This is a genomic window from Brevibacterium sp. R8603A2, assembly GCF_023072605.1.
GTDB lineage: Bacteria > Actinomycetota > Actinomycetes > Actinomycetales > Brevibacteriaceae > Brevibacterium > Brevibacterium pityocampae.
In genome coordinates this window covers 142,986-158,268 of sequence record NZ_JALLGN010000009.1, presented here as the reverse complement: position 1 = coordinate 158,268, position 15,283 = coordinate 142,986, and the positions used below count along the sequence as shown (strand labels likewise).

The 15,283-nt window shown below is 70.4% G+C and carries 15 protein-coding genes and 1 riboswitch; of the genes, 10 read left to right on the top strand and 5 right to left on the bottom strand.

The window, feature by feature from the left end:
- The 9 genes from MTQ12_RS10725 to MTQ12_RS10690 form a co-directional block, all read left to right on the top strand.
- Window positions 1–340: transposase (locus MTQ12_RS10725; protein WP_247618613.1), on the top strand; the 340-nt coding region annotated here is incomplete at its 5' end.
- An 872-nt stretch (window positions 341–1,212) separates the two neighbouring features.
- Complete coding sequence (gene efeU, locus MTQ12_RS10720) at window positions 1,213–2,265, top strand: iron uptake transporter permease EfeU (protein ID WP_247618612.1); 1,053 nt, start codon at window positions 1,213–1,215, stop codon at window positions 2,263–2,265.
- A gap of 16 nt (window positions 2,266–2,281) precedes the next feature.
- On the top strand, window positions 2,282–2,749 hold the full coding sequence (locus tag MTQ12_RS15235; RefSeq protein WP_348983875.1) for a cupredoxin domain-containing protein: 468 nt from the start codon (window positions 2,282–2,284) through the stop codon (window positions 2,747–2,749).
- Window positions 2,750–3,553 (top strand): EfeM/EfeO family lipoprotein, encoded by an 804-nt coding sequence (locus MTQ12_RS15230; protein ID WP_348983876.1) that lies wholly within the window; start codon window positions 2,750–2,752, stop codon window positions 3,551–3,553. It abuts the gene before it with no gap.
- A gap of 9 nt (window positions 3,554–3,562) precedes the next feature.
- Window positions 3,563–4,927: an iron uptake transporter deferrochelatase/peroxidase subunit gene (gene efeB / locus MTQ12_RS10710; RefSeq protein ID WP_247618611.1), complete on the top strand. Its 1,365-nt coding sequence runs from the start codon at window positions 3,563–3,565 to the stop codon at window positions 4,925–4,927.
- Between the two features lie 50 nt (window positions 4,928–4,977).
- A complete protein-coding gene (locus tag MTQ12_RS10705; RefSeq protein WP_247618610.1) occupies window positions 4,978–7,098 on the top strand; it encodes a hypothetical protein in 2,121 nt (706 codons plus the stop codon).
- Window positions 7,049–8,161, top strand: a complete 1,113-nt coding sequence (locus MTQ12_RS10700) for a hypothetical protein (RefSeq protein WP_247618609.1) — start codon at window positions 7,049–7,051, stop codon at window positions 8,159–8,161. Before MTQ12_RS10705 ends, MTQ12_RS10700 begins: the two co-directional genes overlap by 50 nt.
- Window positions 8,162–8,377: 216 nt before the next feature.
- A riboswitch (TPP riboswitch) is annotated at window positions 8,378–8,481 on the top strand.
- Between the two features lie 141 nt (window positions 8,482–8,622).
- Window positions 8,623–9,321 carry a TenA family protein gene (locus MTQ12_RS10695; protein WP_247618608.1) on the top strand — a complete coding sequence of 233 codons (699 nt, stop codon included), beginning with the start codon at window positions 8,623–8,625 and terminating at the stop codon, window positions 9,319–9,321.
- Window positions 9,322–9,429: 108 nt separating this feature from the next.
- Window positions 9,430–10,095, top strand: coding sequence for a lysophospholipid acyltransferase family protein (locus tag MTQ12_RS10690; RefSeq protein WP_247618607.1), 666 nt, complete (start codon window positions 9,430–9,432; stop codon window positions 10,093–10,095).
- Between the two features lie 127 nt (window positions 10,096–10,222).
- On the opposite strand, the gene MTQ12_RS10685 is transcribed toward MTQ12_RS10690, so the two are convergent.
- The 4 genes from MTQ12_RS10685 to MTQ12_RS10670 form a co-directional block, all read right to left on the bottom strand.
- Window positions 10,223–10,540 carry an SMR family transporter gene (locus MTQ12_RS10685; RefSeq protein ID WP_247618606.1) on the bottom strand — a complete coding sequence of 106 codons (318 nt, stop codon included), beginning with the start codon at window positions 10,538–10,540 and terminating at the stop codon, window positions 10,223–10,225.
- Window positions 10,540–10,986: a multidrug efflux SMR transporter gene (locus MTQ12_RS10680; RefSeq protein ID WP_137318478.1), complete on the bottom strand. Its 447-nt coding sequence runs from the start codon at window positions 10,984–10,986 to the stop codon at window positions 10,540–10,542. Before MTQ12_RS10680 ends, MTQ12_RS10685 begins: the two co-directional genes overlap by 1 nt.
- A gap of 86 nt (window positions 10,987–11,072) precedes the next feature.
- The gene (locus tag MTQ12_RS10675; protein WP_137318477.1) at window positions 11,073–12,545 is read right to left on the bottom strand and encodes a tryptophan-rich sensory protein; all 1,473 of its coding nucleotides are present in this window, start codon (window positions 12,543–12,545) and stop codon (window positions 11,073–11,075) included.
- 185 nt (window positions 12,546–12,730) lie between these two features.
- The gene (locus tag MTQ12_RS10670; protein ID WP_137318476.1) at window positions 12,731–13,321 is read right to left on the bottom strand and encodes a protein-L-isoaspartate O-methyltransferase; all 591 of its coding nucleotides are present in this window, start codon (window positions 13,319–13,321) and stop codon (window positions 12,731–12,733) included.
- Window positions 13,322–13,411: 90 nt separating this feature from the next.
- Here MTQ12_RS10670 and MTQ12_RS10665 point away from each other — a divergent pair, with 90 nt between their 5' ends.
- Window positions 13,412–13,834: a ChaB family protein gene (locus MTQ12_RS10665; RefSeq protein WP_247618605.1), complete on the top strand. Its 423-nt coding sequence runs from the start codon at window positions 13,412–13,414 to the stop codon at window positions 13,832–13,834.
- Window positions 13,835–13,907: 73 nt separating this feature from the next.
- Here the strand turns inward: MTQ12_RS10665 and mgtE are convergent, their stop codons facing one another.
- Window positions 13,908–15,224: a magnesium transporter gene (gene mgtE, locus MTQ12_RS10660; RefSeq protein ID WP_247618604.1), complete on the bottom strand. Its 1,317-nt coding sequence runs from the start codon at window positions 15,222–15,224 to the stop codon at window positions 13,908–13,910.
- Between the last annotated feature and the right edge of the window lie 59 nt (window positions 15,225–15,283).

Sequence of the window (15,283 nt, the reverse complement as noted above, 5' to 3'; positions counted from 1 at the left end):
GAACGCCTGGGACCGATTCACCCCTTTCCTGCAGTTCCCACCCGACCTGCGCCGGGTGATCTACACGACCAACGCGATCGAGTCGCTGAACTACCAGCTGCGCAAGGTCACGAAGAACCGCTCCCAGTTCCCCACCGACGACTCCGTGGTCAAGCTGCTGTGGCTGGCGATCTGCAACATCGAGGACAAGCGCGCCCGTGAACGCGAGAAGGAGCGCGGCAAGGCCGGCACACGAAGAGCTTCCGGCCGGCTCGTCGAGGGCCAAGTCACGACGAACTGGAAACAAGCCCTGGCCCAGCTGGCCGTGGCCTACCCCGACCGAATCAACCGATACCTGTAATACCCCGCACACAATTCACTTGACAAGCCCCTTCCATCCTTGGGAGACCTCGACCTCTACCCCCGCAACGACGCGCCCGTCAGCATCAACCCCTCGCTACACCCTCAAATGCGATGAGCCCGCAAAGGTCGGTCCTGGCGCGTGGGAGTGCTCACCCCGCTGCCCGACGGCGGCTGATCGGCTCGGAGCTGTCGGCGACATCCACGGACGCGTGCGACCGGAGGAGGAGCCGAGGCCGAGCTCAGCAGCCCGCCGCCCGTCCGGGCCGGGCGCCGTGAGACCCTGTTCCGCGTCGATGCGGAGCAGGGTCGCCGCGTTTCCGGGCCGCTCCTCGTTCGCACCGGGCTCGAGCACGCCGTTCCCATTCCCGGATGACCGCTCGCTCTGCTCCCCACGACGGCCGCTCGACGAGCCGATGATGCGCACGCATTCCGGACATCACCCGGTCCGTCACCCGGGCCACGGCTGGTTGCTGTCCCGGACTTCGATGTCGTCCGCCTACTGATCGTGAACCGTGATTCGCCTCGGTCCGACGGCCGCCGACGTCGTCACGCACGGCAACCCGGGATCGGCGCACTGCGACCCCCACCGTTCGCGGATGCGGAGCCTTCAGCGTCGTCTCGCGCTGCGGTCCCCGCGCCGAAGCGACCGGCATGCGACCGTCGACACCGTCCGAGGGAGCGTATCCGGAGGGACTTCGGGAATCTTCAGGCCGTGGTCAGCGAACACCCGATTCTCACGTACATTAGGTGAGGCAAAGCGAATTAGCTATGGAAACTATGTTGTAAAGATGATCGAGGAGTGTCGGCGACCGAGGCCCGAGTGGGCCGGCGCGGTCTCTGGGATCACCTCACCCACGGAAGGCCAATGAGATGTTTCTCGCGTCGTTCCTCATCGGCCTGCGTGAAGGGCTCGAGGCCGCACTCGTCGTCAGCGTGCTGCTCGTGTTCGTCTCCCGGGCGGGCCGGAACGACGTGCGTCGGCGCATCTGGTTCGCCGTCGGTCTTGCCGTCGGCCTCACTGCGGCGGTGAGCGCTGTCAGCACCTTCGGCCGCTCGAAGCTCACCTTCGAGGCCCAGGAGATCATCGGCGGAACGATGTCTCTCATCGCTGTCGTCATGATCACCGGCATGGTCTTCTGGATGCTCGACGCCGGTACGAAGCTCAAGACCCACCTCGAGGAGGGCGCCGCTCGCGCGCTCGTGTCCGGGACAGGGATCGGGATCTTCTGGATCGCATTCGTGTCCGTGGGACGCGAGGGGGTCGAGACCACGCTGATGCTGTGGGGCTGGGCGAGCGATCCGATGGCGATCTCCGGCGCACTCACCGGCATCCTCGTCGCCATCGCACTGGGGTGCGGCCTCTACTTCGGGAGCATCCGCTTCGACTTCGCGACCTTCTTCACGTGGTCATCCGGATTCCTCATCATCGTGTGCGCCGGCGTGCTCGCCTACGGAATCCACGACCTCCAAGAAGCCGCTGTGCTCCCGGGGCCCTTCTCCGGCGAGCCGATCACCCCGACGCATCCGCGGACCGGCGAGGTCCTCACCGGATTCGCCGACTATCCGTTCTGGGGAGCCGCCTATCCGTTCGGCTGGGCGTTCAACGTCGAAGAGGCCATCGACCCCGCGGGCTTCCTCGCCGCCCTCCTCAAGGGAACCGTGGGTTTCGTCCCGCAGATGACGTGGCTCGAGGTCACCGCGTGGGCGGTCTACATGGCCTTCGTCGTCCCCGCGTACATCCGTCATGTCCGCCGCATCCGCACCCGGGTCCGTGCCCGCGCCGAGGACCTTGCTCAGGTGCAGGATGATGCCGCCGCCGCAGGAACCCAGGCCCACGATCGTACTCCCACCGCGGCAGGTGACCATCCGAGCCCGGTCACCGACACCGCGACCGCAGTCCCACCGTCGAACACCCCCAACTGAAGAAAAGAGAAGATCGATGATCCTGTCCTCACGTCCGCACCGTGCTCTGGCCGTCGGATCCTGTGCTGCCGCGGCCCTGCTCGCGCTGACCGGCTGCGAGGCCAATGACACCGCGACCGACGACGGTCTCACCGTCTCCGCGGCCGATGACTCCTGCGAGGTCTCGTCCGACACCGCCGCGTCCGGCACGACGACCTTCGAGATCACGAACGACGGCTCGATCGTCACCGAGTTCTACCTCCTCGGGGACGACGGTCTGCGCATCGTCGCCGAGCAGGAGAACATCGCACCCGGTGCGACCGCGACGCTCACCGCCTCGCTGCAGCCCGGTGACTATTTCACCGCGTGCAAACCGGGTCTGCGCGGAGCGAACGTGGGGGAGGCCGCATTCACCGTCACGGGCGAGGCCGTCGAACTCACCGGTGAGGACCAGGAGCTCTTCGACACCGTGGTCGCCGACTACGTCGACTTCGTCAAGAACTAGATCGCCGCACTCAATCCCGAGGTCGAGAAGTTCGCGCAGGCCTACATGGACGGTGACGACGAAACGGCACGGGAGCTCTACGCGCCGACCCGTATCCACTACGAGCGCATCGAACCGATCGCCGAGGCGCTCGGCACCCTCGATCCCAGGATCGACTACCGCGAAGTCGACTATCTCGCCGAGGCCGAGGAGCTCGAGGCCGACGACCCCGAATTCACCGAGTGGACCGGGTTCCACCGCATCGAGAAGGACCTCTTCCCACCGCAGCAGGGAGATCGCAACGCGGACGGATCGGATGCTTTCGAGCAGTGGGAGGAGAGCACCCCGGAGGATCGGAAGCGACTCGGGCAGCGACTCATCGAGGATGTGCAGACCCTCTACGACACGGTCCACAGCGAGAGCTTCGTCTCCGATCAGCAGATGAACATCTCCACCGTGTCGAACGGTGCCACCGGTCTGCTCGAGGAGGTCGCGGTGACGAAGGTGACCGGCGAGGAGAACTGGTGGTCCCACTACGACCTCTGGGACTTCAAGGCCAACGTCGAGGGTTCGCGCGTGGCCTTCGATCTCGTCGCTCCCATCGCCGAGCGCAAGGGCGAGGATGGCGCAGCGCTCGTCGAGGAGATCACGGGGGAGTACGACGAGCTCGACGAGCTCCTTGCCGAGTACGGCAGCTACGAAGCCGGATTCACGATGTACGACGAGGTCAGCGCCGACCAGCAGGCCGAGCTCACCCGTCAGATCGACGAGCTGCGCGAGCCCCTGTCCCGGCTCACCGGCACCGTCCTCGGCATCGAGGAGTGATCTGATCCGATGGCCGAATCGAACAGCAGGAACAGTGCCGACGCGTCGGCCGCCGGGACCGGGACGTCGCGCGATTCCGCGGCCGAGCAGCGGAGCGGAGTTCGGCGGCGCGGCATGCTCGGACTGCTCGGCGGCGGAGTCGCCGGTCTCGTCGCCGGTGGGGTCGGTGGCTCAGTCGCCGGCGCGGAGCGCGAGAAGCGTCGAACCGCCGCCGCGCCCAGGGCCTCGGATCTCACCTACGACTTCGAAGGAGGGCATCAGGCCGGCATCATCACCGAGGTGCAGGATCAGATGCATTTCGCCGCATTCGATCTCGCCGACGACACCGACCGCGACGATCTCATCGAACTGCTCCAGGATTGGACCACGGCGGCTTGGAGGCTGGTTCTCGGCGGGGAGGTGAGTGCGCGCGGCGCCTTCGGCGGAGGCACGCTCTTCCCCCCTGACGACACCGGGGAGGCGTTCGGGACCGGCCCGGAGGGATTGACGCTCACGTTCGGGTTCGGACGGAGTCTCTTCGAGGACGCTTCGGGCCGCGACCGATTCGGGCTGCGTCGGCACCTGCCGGAGCACTTCTCCACCCTGCCGGTCATGGCCAACGACTTCATCGTGCCCGAGACCTCCGAGGGCGACCTCTGCATCCAGGCATGCGCGAACGACCCGCAGGTGGCGGTTCACGCGATCCGCAATCTCACGCGGATCGCAGTGGGCAAGGCCTCGATCCGCTGGTCGCAGCTCGGATTCGGACGCTCGTCGACGACGACCGCTGAGCAGGAGACGCCGCGCAATCTCTTCGGCCAGAAGGACGGGACGAACAACATCAAGGCCGACGAGACCGCTGCCCTGGCCGAGCACGTGTGGATCGATGCATCGAACGGACCGGCATGGGCCGTCGGCGGGACATATCTCATCGCGCGGCGGATCACGATGACCATCGAGGTCTGGGACTCCCTGCAGCTCGGCGAGCAGGAGCGTGTCACTGGGCGGGACAAGCACGAGGGGTCGCCCCTGTCCGGCGGTACGGAGTTCACTCCACCCGACTTCTCGAAGACCGACGACCGCGGCAACCCCGTGATCGACGAGCGCTCGCACGTGTTCCGCGCGCACCCCGACAACAACGGCGGGGTGCGGATGCTGCGTCGGGGGTTCAACTTCGTCGACGGGAACGACGCCCAGGGCCGGCTCGAAGCAGGCCAGTTCTTCATCGCCTTCGTCAACGATCCCGCGCGATTCTCCCGCGTCCATCGGAACCTCGCCCGGGACGATCTCTTCGTCGAGTACCTCAAGACGACCGGAACCGGGGTCTATCTCGTCCCTCCGGGCGTCCGCGGTGCGGATGACCACATCGGCCGCAGCCTGCTCACGGCCGGTTGAGCCGCGCAGCGTTCCATCCACCATCCACTTCGAACACCGAGACAGGAATCATGATCGAACCGACGAGAAGTCCCCTGCGCTGGGGCCTGCCCGTGACCGTCATGGCGGCGGTCGCCGCCTCCGGAGTCATCGCGGTCACCCCGACCGAGGCGGCCTCTGCCGCTGCCGTGCGCACCTACACCGGTGCCCAGGGCGCTGCCGCCGGCAGCACTATCTCCCAGCAGGCCTGCGATTTCGACGGCGACGGCGTCGATGACATCGTGACCGGCGCCTGGATGTGGGACCGCGCGCCGTTCGGCCGGATCGGGGCGGCCTACGTCGTCCCAGGCGGGACGCCGAGCGGTGAGCTCGACGACCCGCGGTCCGGCATCATCCGGATCGAGGGCCCGCAGCGGTCGAGTGCGCTCGTCGGATTCAGCGTGTCCTGCGCGGGCGACGTCGACGCCGACGGCTTCGACGACATCATCATCGGCGACTACACGGCGAACGGGGCCTGGGTGGTCTTCGGATCCGACGAGCGGCAGAACCTGTCACTCGAATTCCTCGGCGACCGCGGCCACTTCATCGAGATGCCCGGTGAGAACGTCCGGACGGGCTACCACGTCTCCGGCGTCGGCGATGTCGATGGGGACGGCCACGCCGACCTCGGGGTCGTGTCGCTCAATGCCCGGGATCGCGCGGGCGAGGCGACTGTCGTCCGGGGCCGCGACGACATCGCGACAGTCGACCTCTCCGATGACTCCGAAGTGATCATGCGCATCGTCGGCGAACCCGGTCGAGGCGTGTCCGCGCTCGCACCGGCCGGAGATGTGGATGGGGACGGCATCGCCGACCTCGCAGTGGGCGGTTACGTCGCCGCGCCGGCCTCGAGCGGCGCGCGCGCCGCCGGGATGGCCTGGGCGGTCTCCGGCGGGTCACGGGGCCTCGTCGAACTCGGCGGCGATTTCGCCGGGTTCGCCGTCGAGGGTCCGGCTCGCGGACAGGACCGGCTGGGGATGTCCGTCGCCGCCGCCGGCGACGTCGATGGGGACGGCTTCGACGATCTGCTCATCGGAGCGGATGCCAGCGGGCGACCCGGCGGCGCTGTCGTGGTGCGCGGATCGGATGCTGGCACGACGGTGACGACCGATCCGGAGGCCGACGGAGCGACCGTGACCGCCGACGGCGAGGATCGCGGCTGGTGGATCGTCGACTCCTCGGCAGGGAGCACGGGTGCCTCCGGTCTCGGTTACGCGGTGAGCGCTGTCGAACCCGCCGAGGGGCGGACGGGCACTCTCGTGCTCGGCGCCTTCGCCGCGAGCCGCGCGGTGGCCGTGGACACGAGCGCACTCACCTCGCCTCGCATCGACCTGGCCGAGGTCGACGATGAGCTGATCGCCGTCCTCACCGGCAGCGGCGACCGGCTGGGCCGGGGGATCGGCGTGATCGAAGGCTTCGACGGCGAAGCGGGAGGGCACCTCGTGGCCGGCGGCGATGCCCCGGGAGAACGGGGAACCGTCCAGGTGGCGGCACTCCCTCCGACCCGGCCCCTCGCGGAGCCGACTCCCGAACCGACAGCCGATCCGACGGGTGAGCCGACCTCCACCCCGGAGCCGACCGGTGAGCCGACTCCCGGACCGACCGGAACGCCGGAGCCGACTTCCACCCCGGAGCCGACATCCACCCCGGAACCGACGTCAACCCCGGAACCGACCGTTGACCCCACGGGTACCCCGGAGCCGACAGTCGATCCGACAGACGACCCGACCGGCACGCCGGAGCCGAGCCCGGAGCCGACGGCAGATGAACCGACCGCCACTCCTGCGCCGACGACCGAGCCGCGACCTGAGGACCCGAGTCCGTCCTCCCCGCCGGATGACCCCGCTGATGACCCGACCGCACCCGGCACCGACCCAGCGGACCCGGGGACGATCCTTCACTCCCGCGGACCGGCGGCACCGCTCTCGCAACGTCCGCACTCGGCCTCATCATCATCGGCCTCGGCGCCGTCCTCATCCACTTCACCCGGAGGAACCGCTCATGACGACGCGTCTCGACTCACGACCGCGTGCCCGTACCGCCGCTCTCACCGCTGCACTGAGCACCGCCGCACTCCTCGGCGGGGGTGTCGCAGTGCAGGCGATGCCATGGACCCCGACCGAGCACGACACGTGCTCCGCCGAGTTCCATGATTCGTTCCGGGTGACCGGTCGGGACGGCGAGCTCTACGACGGCTGGCACCCCCCAACCGCCGTGGACCCGGCAACCGGCCAGCAGTGCGGCTTCGGCCACGAGCACGGTGACGATCCGCGCACCTCGGACATCATCGACTGGACCCTCGAGAAGCTCGGCGGGGAATCGACCGGGATCCCGTTCGCCTTCGCCGCCCACAAGACCACCGAGGGTCAGGAGGGGACGGTCCACCGGCACGAGGACCATGTGGGCCACAAGGTCTTCGTCCGCAATGACGTCGCAGTCGTGCGCGAGGACCGCGCCGGCTTCGTCACGGACGCCGAAGGGGCGCCGGTCGTCTGCGATCACCTGATCTACGGTCATCAGGGCTCCCATTCGGGCGATGCGCTGCGCAACAACCGGCACGAGCTCATGTATGCCGCTCGGTGCAGCGACGGCACCGAGCTGGCGGTCACGGTGATGACCGGCTACGGAGCGGCCAACGAGTACACGTCGAGCTGTGACGGGCGGACCGTGCGCACCGAAGGGTCGAACCTCCCCGACGGTTCCGCCGGAGCCCGGGAGATCCCCACCGTGGAATGCGTCCGGGCCGATGCTCCGGACTTCTGGGCGACGTACGAGCTGTGGAAGGCCGATCAGACGATCGCCGGCCCCGACGGCCGCTCGGTGCTCCGGATCGATCCGTGGTTCGGCGTCCGGAATCCTTCACGGGTGGCCGACGGCTCCACGGCTGTGCCGACGGTCGAGGTGTTCGGCGAGCAGCCCGACGGGTGGCCCTGGAACCTCATCCGCAGCGGGACGGGCAAGACCGACCCGGGGTCGCCGTTCGACGGGTCCGGGCGGGACTTCTACGTGCAGCACACGACGGTCGACAACGCCGGCGGGCCGACGATCTTCCACACCGACGCATACGGGGGCCGGGCATCGGACGAACCGTTCCCCGGTTCGATCGCGCAGTACGTGTCCTCCACGTCGAACGCCGACCAACCGGAGCCGGAGCGTCGGGCCTTCGGGTTCTCGACCGATTACGGTGCGGACGGTGAGGTGCACGCTCCGAACTGACGTCCGCGGAACCAGGTCGGCGGAGGGCGGAGCCCGCACCCGCGCCCTCCGCCGACCATCCCGGGCGCGCGCACACCCTCTGGAGCTCTTCGCCTGCTGCCGCGAGTCCGGACGCTCCGATGAGGCGGTGCGGGCGGTCTTCCGCGGGTCCGTTGTTCCGTAGTCACTCGCCGGCTGACGACCCGCCGCCGTCGCGACTCCGCGGGGTACGATCGGAACGTACGACAGGGGAGCGCCGAACGCGGGCGCTGAGAGTGCGGAAGCAGACCCTCGAACCTGATCCGGTCAGTACCGGCGGAGGAAGTCGTGTCGCGGTGTCCGCACCGTGCCCGCCCGAGGGCGGACGCAGCGGCGCTCGTCCCGCGGATGCCGCCGCTGCCGCGATCAGCACCTTCCGCTCGGGCCTCTCCTGTCGACACGCTGCCGCAGGCGTCAGCGTCCGATCCGCGAAAGGAGACACCATGTCCGACAACCGCCCGTCATCACCCGATCCCACCGCCACCACCGTCACCGTCGACCCCAGCGGCGCCGTCGCCGCCCTGCGCGCGTCGGCAGCGGAGGACTGGGACACCGCCGTCGACCACCGGTTCGTCCGCGAGCTGTTCGCGGGCACGCTCGACGACGGCGTGCTCGCCGGCTATCTCGTGCAGGACTACCAGTTCTTCGACACATTCCTGTCGATGCTCGGGGGCTGCGTCGCATTCGCCGACCGCGTGCCCGCGAAGCTCCGCTTCTCCCGCCAGCTCGGGATGCTCGCCGCGGACGAGGACGGGTATTTCCAGCGGGCATTCGAGGAGCTCGGCGTCGCGGAGACCGACCGCACTGCACCCGCCCTCACCCCCACGACCGCGGCGTTCCGCGACGCCATGACCGATGCCGCCCGGTCCCGGTCCTACCCGCATCTCCTCGTCCTCCTCGTCATCGCCGAATGGCTCTACCTCGACTGGGGTGAGCGCACGGCGGAGATGCCGGAGCGATACGTCCACCGCGAATGGATCGAGCTCCACCGCGGTCCGGACTTCCGGGAATGGGTGCAGTTCCTCGTCGACGAGCTCGACCGGGTGTTCCCCGACGACCCCGCCGAACGCGAGCGCCTCACCGCCGTGTGGCGCCACGTCGTCGGACTCGAGCGGGCGTTCTTCGACACCGCCTACGCCTGAGCCCGCGCTCGCCGGCCGGGCACGATCCCGGCCGGCACCTCGCGCTCCGGCACCGACCGCCCCGCGTGCCACCCGGTCCGCGCGCCCGCCGCCCACTATCCTGTTCCCATGTCCACTCCCGAATCCACGGTTTCCGTGCCCAGCGGACGCTCCTACGAGGCGATGCGCGCGGCCTTCCGCCGGTCCATCCGCCTGGTCCACCGGCCCACCGTCACGGGTCTGGAGAACGTGCCGCTGACCGGCCCGGTGATCATCGCGAGCAACCACCGCTCGTTCGTCGATTCGATGTACCTGTCAGCGCTCTCCCCGCGGCAGGTGTGCTTCATGGCCAAGGAGGAGTACTTCACCGGGAAGGGACCCAAGGGCCTCGCCTCCCGCACCTTCTTCCAGGCGGTGGGCAGCTTCCCGGTCAGGCGCGGATCGACCGCGGATGCGGTCAAGGCGCTCGAGGACGGCGAGGACATCCTGCGCCAGGGCAAGATCTTCGGTATCTACCCCGAGGGGACCCGGACCCGCACCGGGGCGATCGGCACCGGGAAGACGGGGGCGGCCGAGCTCGCGATCCGCACCGGGGCGACCATCGTCCCCGTGGGCATCATGGGCACCGAGGACGTCATGGCCGTCGAGCAGCGCTTCCCCCGGCCGGCGACCTTCACCGTCCGGTTCGGCGAGCCGATCCCCGCCCCGGCCCGTCAGCAGCCGGCGGGACCGCAGCGCCGGGCGCTCACCGAGCAGATCATGGCCGCGATCGCAGAGCTCGTCGACGACGCCTGAGCGCATCGCCCTTTGCGCTCATCGGCACCGCCGCCGCGGGTGCTGCGGCCACCGGTTCTGCCGCCGCGGGCACCGCTGTCACGAATCGCTCGCCTGACGGCCGGGGCGCCCCTGCCCGCCGCAGGAATCAGTGCGCTCCCACCTCGATGAGGAGCACCCCGCCCATGATGAGGATCACGCCGAGGCCCATGACCCAGGTGAAGGGTTCGCCGAACAGCAGCCGGCCGAGCAGGGCGGTAAGTGCGACCCCGGCCGCCGCCCAGATCCCGTAGGCCACGCCGAGCGCCATCCCGGCACCGAGCGCGAGAGCGAGCAGGGTGAAGGCGAGGACGTAGCCCACGCCGACGACCGCGAACCAGCCCCGTCCCCCGAGCGCCGCCATCCGCAGCGCCAGGGTGCCGCTGACCTCGGTGATGATCGCACCGATGAGGAACAGCCACGCCATCAGGCGACCTCGGGCCCGGTCGATCGCGGACCCGGTCCGGTGGCTCCCCGGCCGCGAGCGAGCCCGTCGTCCTCAGAGCCGGCACCCGCGTCGCGCACCGGTGCCCTGCGGCCCCCGTGCGACCCGAGCTCGACGCACAGCACCCCGGCGATGACGAGTCCGATGCCGATCCCCATGAGCGGGGTCAGCGGCTCCCCGTAGATCGCTGCGGAGAGCATCGCGGTGAGCGCCACTCCGGCCGCCGCCCACACCCCGTAGGCCACCCCGAGCGCCATGCCGGCGCGGAGGACGAGGGTGAGCAGGACGAATGCCGCGAGGTACCCGAGGGCGACGACGACGAACAGCGCGGGGACCTCGAGGGCGGCCTTGAGGGAGAGGGTCGCCACGACCTCGGCGGCGATCGCTCCGGTGAGCAGGGCCCAGCCCCGTGCCGTGGAGTGCGTCATGGTCCGATCCTACGGCGCAGTGGGATCGCGGATGCGTCGTGTGCCGACCTCCGAGGACGGACGTGGGCCGGCTCAGCGGCCCCGGGTCAGCGGCCCCGGTTGAGGCGCGCGATCGAGCCGGACAGCGCGGTGGCGAGACCGGTCCATGCGGCGTAGGGGGCGAGGGCGAACCCGCGCTGCGGAGCCGATCGCGCGGCCCGACGCACGAGGTCGGCCGAGCTCAGTGCGAGCAGTGCCGCCTCGACGGTGGAGAGCACCGGCTTCTTCCCGCGGAAGAACAGCCCGGTCCAGCCGGCGTTGAGGACGAGGTTGGCTCCGAGGGCGAGCGCGTCGCCGCGCAGCGTCCTGCGCTTCCCCTCCTCGAGGCCATCGGCCGCGACGAGTGCGGAGATCACCGCGATGTCGGCGTAGAGCAGCGTCCACACGAGGGGGAACACCGCCGCCGGCGGCTGCCAGTCCGGCTTCCGCAGCGACCGGTACCAGGCGTTGTCGGGGTCGGTGAGGATCGTCCCGACCGCAGCACAGGCACCGACGGCCCCGGCCGAGGTGAGCAGCACCCGTCGCCACCGCCGGGTGTCGAGGCCTCGCCCGTCCTCGCCCCTCTCGACTGCCGTGCGCACCGCCTCGGCGAAGGACTGGGTGCCACCGGGCGGCGGGTCGAGGAGCTTCTCGAGATCGCGCTCGGTCACCACGGTGTCGTGGAGGAGGCTGCCGATGAGGGGCGCGGCGAGCCCGGCGTCCACGGGCGTGACGAGACCGATCCACTGTGCGCCCAGGCGCGGGGTCGTCACCGGGGCGGTGAGGACGCGACGCCTCGGCAGACCGACGACCTCGGCGTAGCGGCGCATCATCTCCGCATAGCTCATCGTGTCCGGGCCGCCGATGTCGAAGGCCCGATTCACCTCCGGCGGCAGGTCTGCGGCGCCGACGAGCCAGTGCACGGCGTCGCGCACACCGATCGGGGTGATCCGGTTGTCGACCCAGTTCGGTGCGATCGCACCGGGCAGCCGCTCGGACAGATGCCGGAGCATGATGAATGAGGCCGAGCCCGCTCCCAGCACCACCCCGGCCTGAAGGGCGGCGGTCGGCACGCGGGAGCTCAGGAGGATGTCGCCGACGGCCACCCGGGACGCGAGGTGCTCCGAGAGCTCCTCGCCGGCAGGATGGAGGCCGCCGAGGTAGACGATCCGACCGACGCCCTGCTGTTCGGCTGCGGCGGCGAAGGTGCGGGCCATGTCCTGCTCGCGCTCGGCGAAGTCCGTGCCTGTGCCCATCGAGTGGACGAGGTACCAGGCGACGTCGGCGCCGGCGAGCGCGCCGGCGAGGTCCTCGGCGGAATCGGCGTCGCCCTCGAACACCTCGACCTCTCCTGGTCCGGCGGTGTCACCCGCCGGGACGATCCGGTCCGCCCAGGGCATGGTGAGCGCCTTCTCCCGGGAGCGGGACAGGGTCCGCACCCGCCATCCGCGCTCGAGCAGCTCGGCGGTGACCCGGCTGCCGACGTATCCGGTTGCTCCGGTGACCAGTGCATGTCGTGCGTGTGCGACGTCCGTCTCCACGATGACTCCCTTCCGTCGACGCAAGTGTACGGCGGCACGCTCAAGTCTCCCTGTGAGGATCCGGCGGGTGCCCGGGTGCCCGGGTGCCCGGCTGCCCGGGTGCCGGGCAGGTGTTGGTCGGGTGCTGGTCTGGTGGGCCGGTCGACTTCCGGAGGAAGTCACGGGCCGGCTGCCGGGCGAGGGCCTCAGCCGTCGATGAGGGGGACGAAGGAGTACCGGCCGTGCTCGGTGATGTCGACGGGGCCGGCGGCCGTGCGGTGTACCCGCAGCATGGTGGAGGCGACGGGGATGACCATGATTCCGTCCGGAGCGAGCTGCTCGACGAGGGTCCGGGGCAGCGTCTGGGCGCCGGCGGAGACGAGGATCCGGTCGTAGGGCCCGTCGACCGGCGCGCCGAGCGTCCCGATGCGGGCCTGCCGCACCTCGGCCCACGGCATGTCGAGACCGGCGAGGACGGCTGCCGCGGACTCCCGGAGCGCCGGCACGAGCTCGCAGCCGATGACGCACCCGCTGCTTCCGACGAGCCGCGCGAGGATCGCCGTCGTCCAGCCCGAGCCGCTCCCGACGTCGAGGATGCGCTGCCCGGTGCTCACCTCGAGCAGGGTGATCATCGCGGCGACGGTGGAGGGCTGGGAGTTCGTCTGCCCGTGACCGATGGGCAGCGGCCGGTCGAGGTCGGAGAACCGTCGCTGCTCGGCGGGGAGGAACGGGTCGCGGCCGAGCTCGTCCATGACCGCGCGGATGCGTGCCGGGGCGGTCGGAGGGGGTGTCGTCATGCGCCCTCCCGAGGGGCTGTTGCGGGCTGGTGCTGCGTGCCGCCATGGTAGCCACCGCGATCCGCTCACACAGCCCCCGAGGAGGCCGCCATGCCGAAGACGAACCAGGACGGGCACGCGAAGAAGTCCGAGATCCCGTCCACCCTCGAACGCTCGGATCAGTTGGCCCAGGACACCTTCGCCGAGGCCTATGACGCCGCCGCGGAGCAGTACGACAGCGGATCCCGCGCCGCACGCACCGCCTGGGCCGCCGTCAAGCACACGCACGAGAAGGTCGGCGACCACTGGGAGCCCAAGGACGAGGCCGGGCCGTCCGACGAGCGCGCCGAGCGCGGCGGCCCCGGCACCGCGGGCGCCGCCGGCGGGGTCGACGCGAACGCGTCCAAGGAGCACCTCTACGAGCTCGCGCAGCGGCTCGACATCCCGGGCCGCTCGGAGATGACGAAGGACGAGCTCGTCGAGGCCCTGCAGAAGGCCAACGACCGGGAGACCGCGGAATCGCGCGAGGAGTGAGCCGGACGAGCGGCCGCAGCACCGTGTGGCCGCCCGTGCGCGGGTGCCGCCGGAACCGCCCCCGTGCTGCCCGCTACACCCCGAGGATCGCCCGGGCGACGAGGAAGTAGAGGACCAGCCCGCTCGCGTCGACGAGCGTGGTGATGAACGGCGCGCTCACCACCGCTGGGTCGATCCCGACCTTGGTGGCGAGCAGCGGCACCACCGCGCCGGCGGTCGCGGCGAGCACGCAGATCCCGACGAGCGAGATCGCGAGCACGAGCGCCACCTCGAATCCGGCGAACAGGGTGACCGGGACGAGGGTGCACAGGCCGAGGGCGGCGCCGAGCAGCAGACCGGTGCGCAGCTCGGTGAAGGCGACCCGGAAGAAGTCGGAGAAGGTGATGTCGTGCGTCGACAGCGCCCGCACCACCGTCGTCACCGCCTGGGCGCCGGTGTTGCCGCCGGTGCCGATGAGCAGCGGGATGAAGAGGGAGAGCACGACCATGCTCTGCAGCGACTCCTCGAAGGCATCGAGCACCCCGACGGTGAGCGAGGCGGCGACGAGGAGGACGAGCAGCCACACGATCCGCTTCGAGGCGAGCCGGATCACCGAGGTCGCGAGGTACGGGCGGCGCAGCGGTGCGGAGCCGCCGGCGAGCGCGGCGTCCTCGTCGGACTCGAGGTGGAGGACGGCACGGGCGTCGGGTTCGGTGAGCATGCCGACGAGGCGGCCCTCCGCGTCGACCACCGGGACGAGGTCCGCCGAGGAGTGCATCACCGCGTTCGCGGCGTCCTCCTGGTCGTCGTGCGTGTGGACGCAGATGTCATCGAGCGTGAGCTCGCCCAGGCGTGCGTCGGGGTCGGCCGCGACGATCGAGGACAGCGGGATCATCCCGCGGTAGCGGCGGGTGGCGTCGACGACGGGGGCATCGGTGATGCGCGCGCCGCCCGCGGCACGGTCGCGCAGGGTGTCGAGCGCCTCGGCGGCCGTCGCATCGGCACGGAGGATGAGGTCGAGCGGGCTCATCCGGCGCCCGGCGGACTCCTTCGGGTAGCCGAGCAGCCGCATGGTGTCCGCACGGTGCGCCTCGGGCAGCTCCTGGAGGATCCGGTTCGCGACCCCGGCGGGCATCTCGTCGAGGATCGCGGTGCGGTCGTCGGGGGCGAGCTCGGAGAACACCTCGCGCACGGGGCCGTCGGAGAGGTCGGCGACGAGCTCGGAGCCGATGCCCGGGCCCAGACGGTCGAACACCCGGGCCGCCCGGTCCTTGGGCAGCAGCCGGAACACGACCGCGCGGCGGGTCCGGTCCATCCGGATGAGGTCGGTCACGAGCGTGGCGTCGGGGATCTCCGGCAGCCGCTCGGAGATCGTGTGGAGCGGGAGCCGGCCGATCGGTGTCGTCTCCATGGGGTCCTCCGGTTCGGTGGCGGCACGGTCCCTCGATTGTCCCGCACGGGGGTCGAGAA

Coding starts and splice junctions, on each gene's coding strand:
- efeU (WP_247618612.1), top strand. CDS start 1,213: ATGTTTCTCGCGTCGTTCCTCATCGGCCTGCGTGAAGGGCTCGAGGCC.
- MTQ12_RS15235 (WP_348983875.1), top strand. CDS start 2,282: ATGATCCTGTCCTCACGTCCGCACCGTGCTCTGGCCGTCGGATCCTGT.
- efeB (WP_247618611.1), top strand. CDS start 3,563: ATGGCCGAATCGAACAGCAGGAACAGTGCCGACGCGTCGGCCGCCGGG.
- MTQ12_RS10705 (WP_247618610.1), top strand. CDS start 4,978: ATGATCGAACCGACGAGAAGTCCCCTGCGCTGGGGCCTGCCCGTGACC.
- MTQ12_RS10700 (WP_247618609.1), top strand. CDS start 7,049: ATGCCATGGACCCCGACCGAGCACGACACGTGCTCCGCCGAGTTCCAT.
- MTQ12_RS10695 (WP_247618608.1), top strand. CDS start 8,623: ATGTCCGACAACCGCCCGTCATCACCCGATCCCACCGCCACCACCGTC.
- MTQ12_RS10690 (WP_247618607.1), top strand. CDS start 9,430: ATGTCCACTCCCGAATCCACGGTTTCCGTGCCCAGCGGACGCTCCTAC.
- MTQ12_RS10685 (WP_247618606.1), bottom strand. CDS start 10,540: ATGGCGTGGCTGTTCCTCATCGGTGCGATCATCACCGAGGTCAGCGGC.
- MTQ12_RS10680 (WP_137318478.1), bottom strand. CDS start 10,986: ATGACGCACTCCACGGCACGGGGCTGGGCCCTGCTCACCGGAGCGATC.
- MTQ12_RS10670 (WP_137318476.1), bottom strand. CDS start 13,321: ATGACGACACCCCCTCCGACCGCCCCGGCACGCATCCGCGCGGTCATG.
- MTQ12_RS10665 (WP_247618605.1), top strand. CDS start 13,412: ATGCCGAAGACGAACCAGGACGGGCACGCGAAGAAGTCCGAGATCCCG.
- mgtE (WP_247618604.1), bottom strand. CDS start 15,224: ATGGAGACGACACCGATCGGCCGGCTCCCGCTCCACACGATCTCCGAG.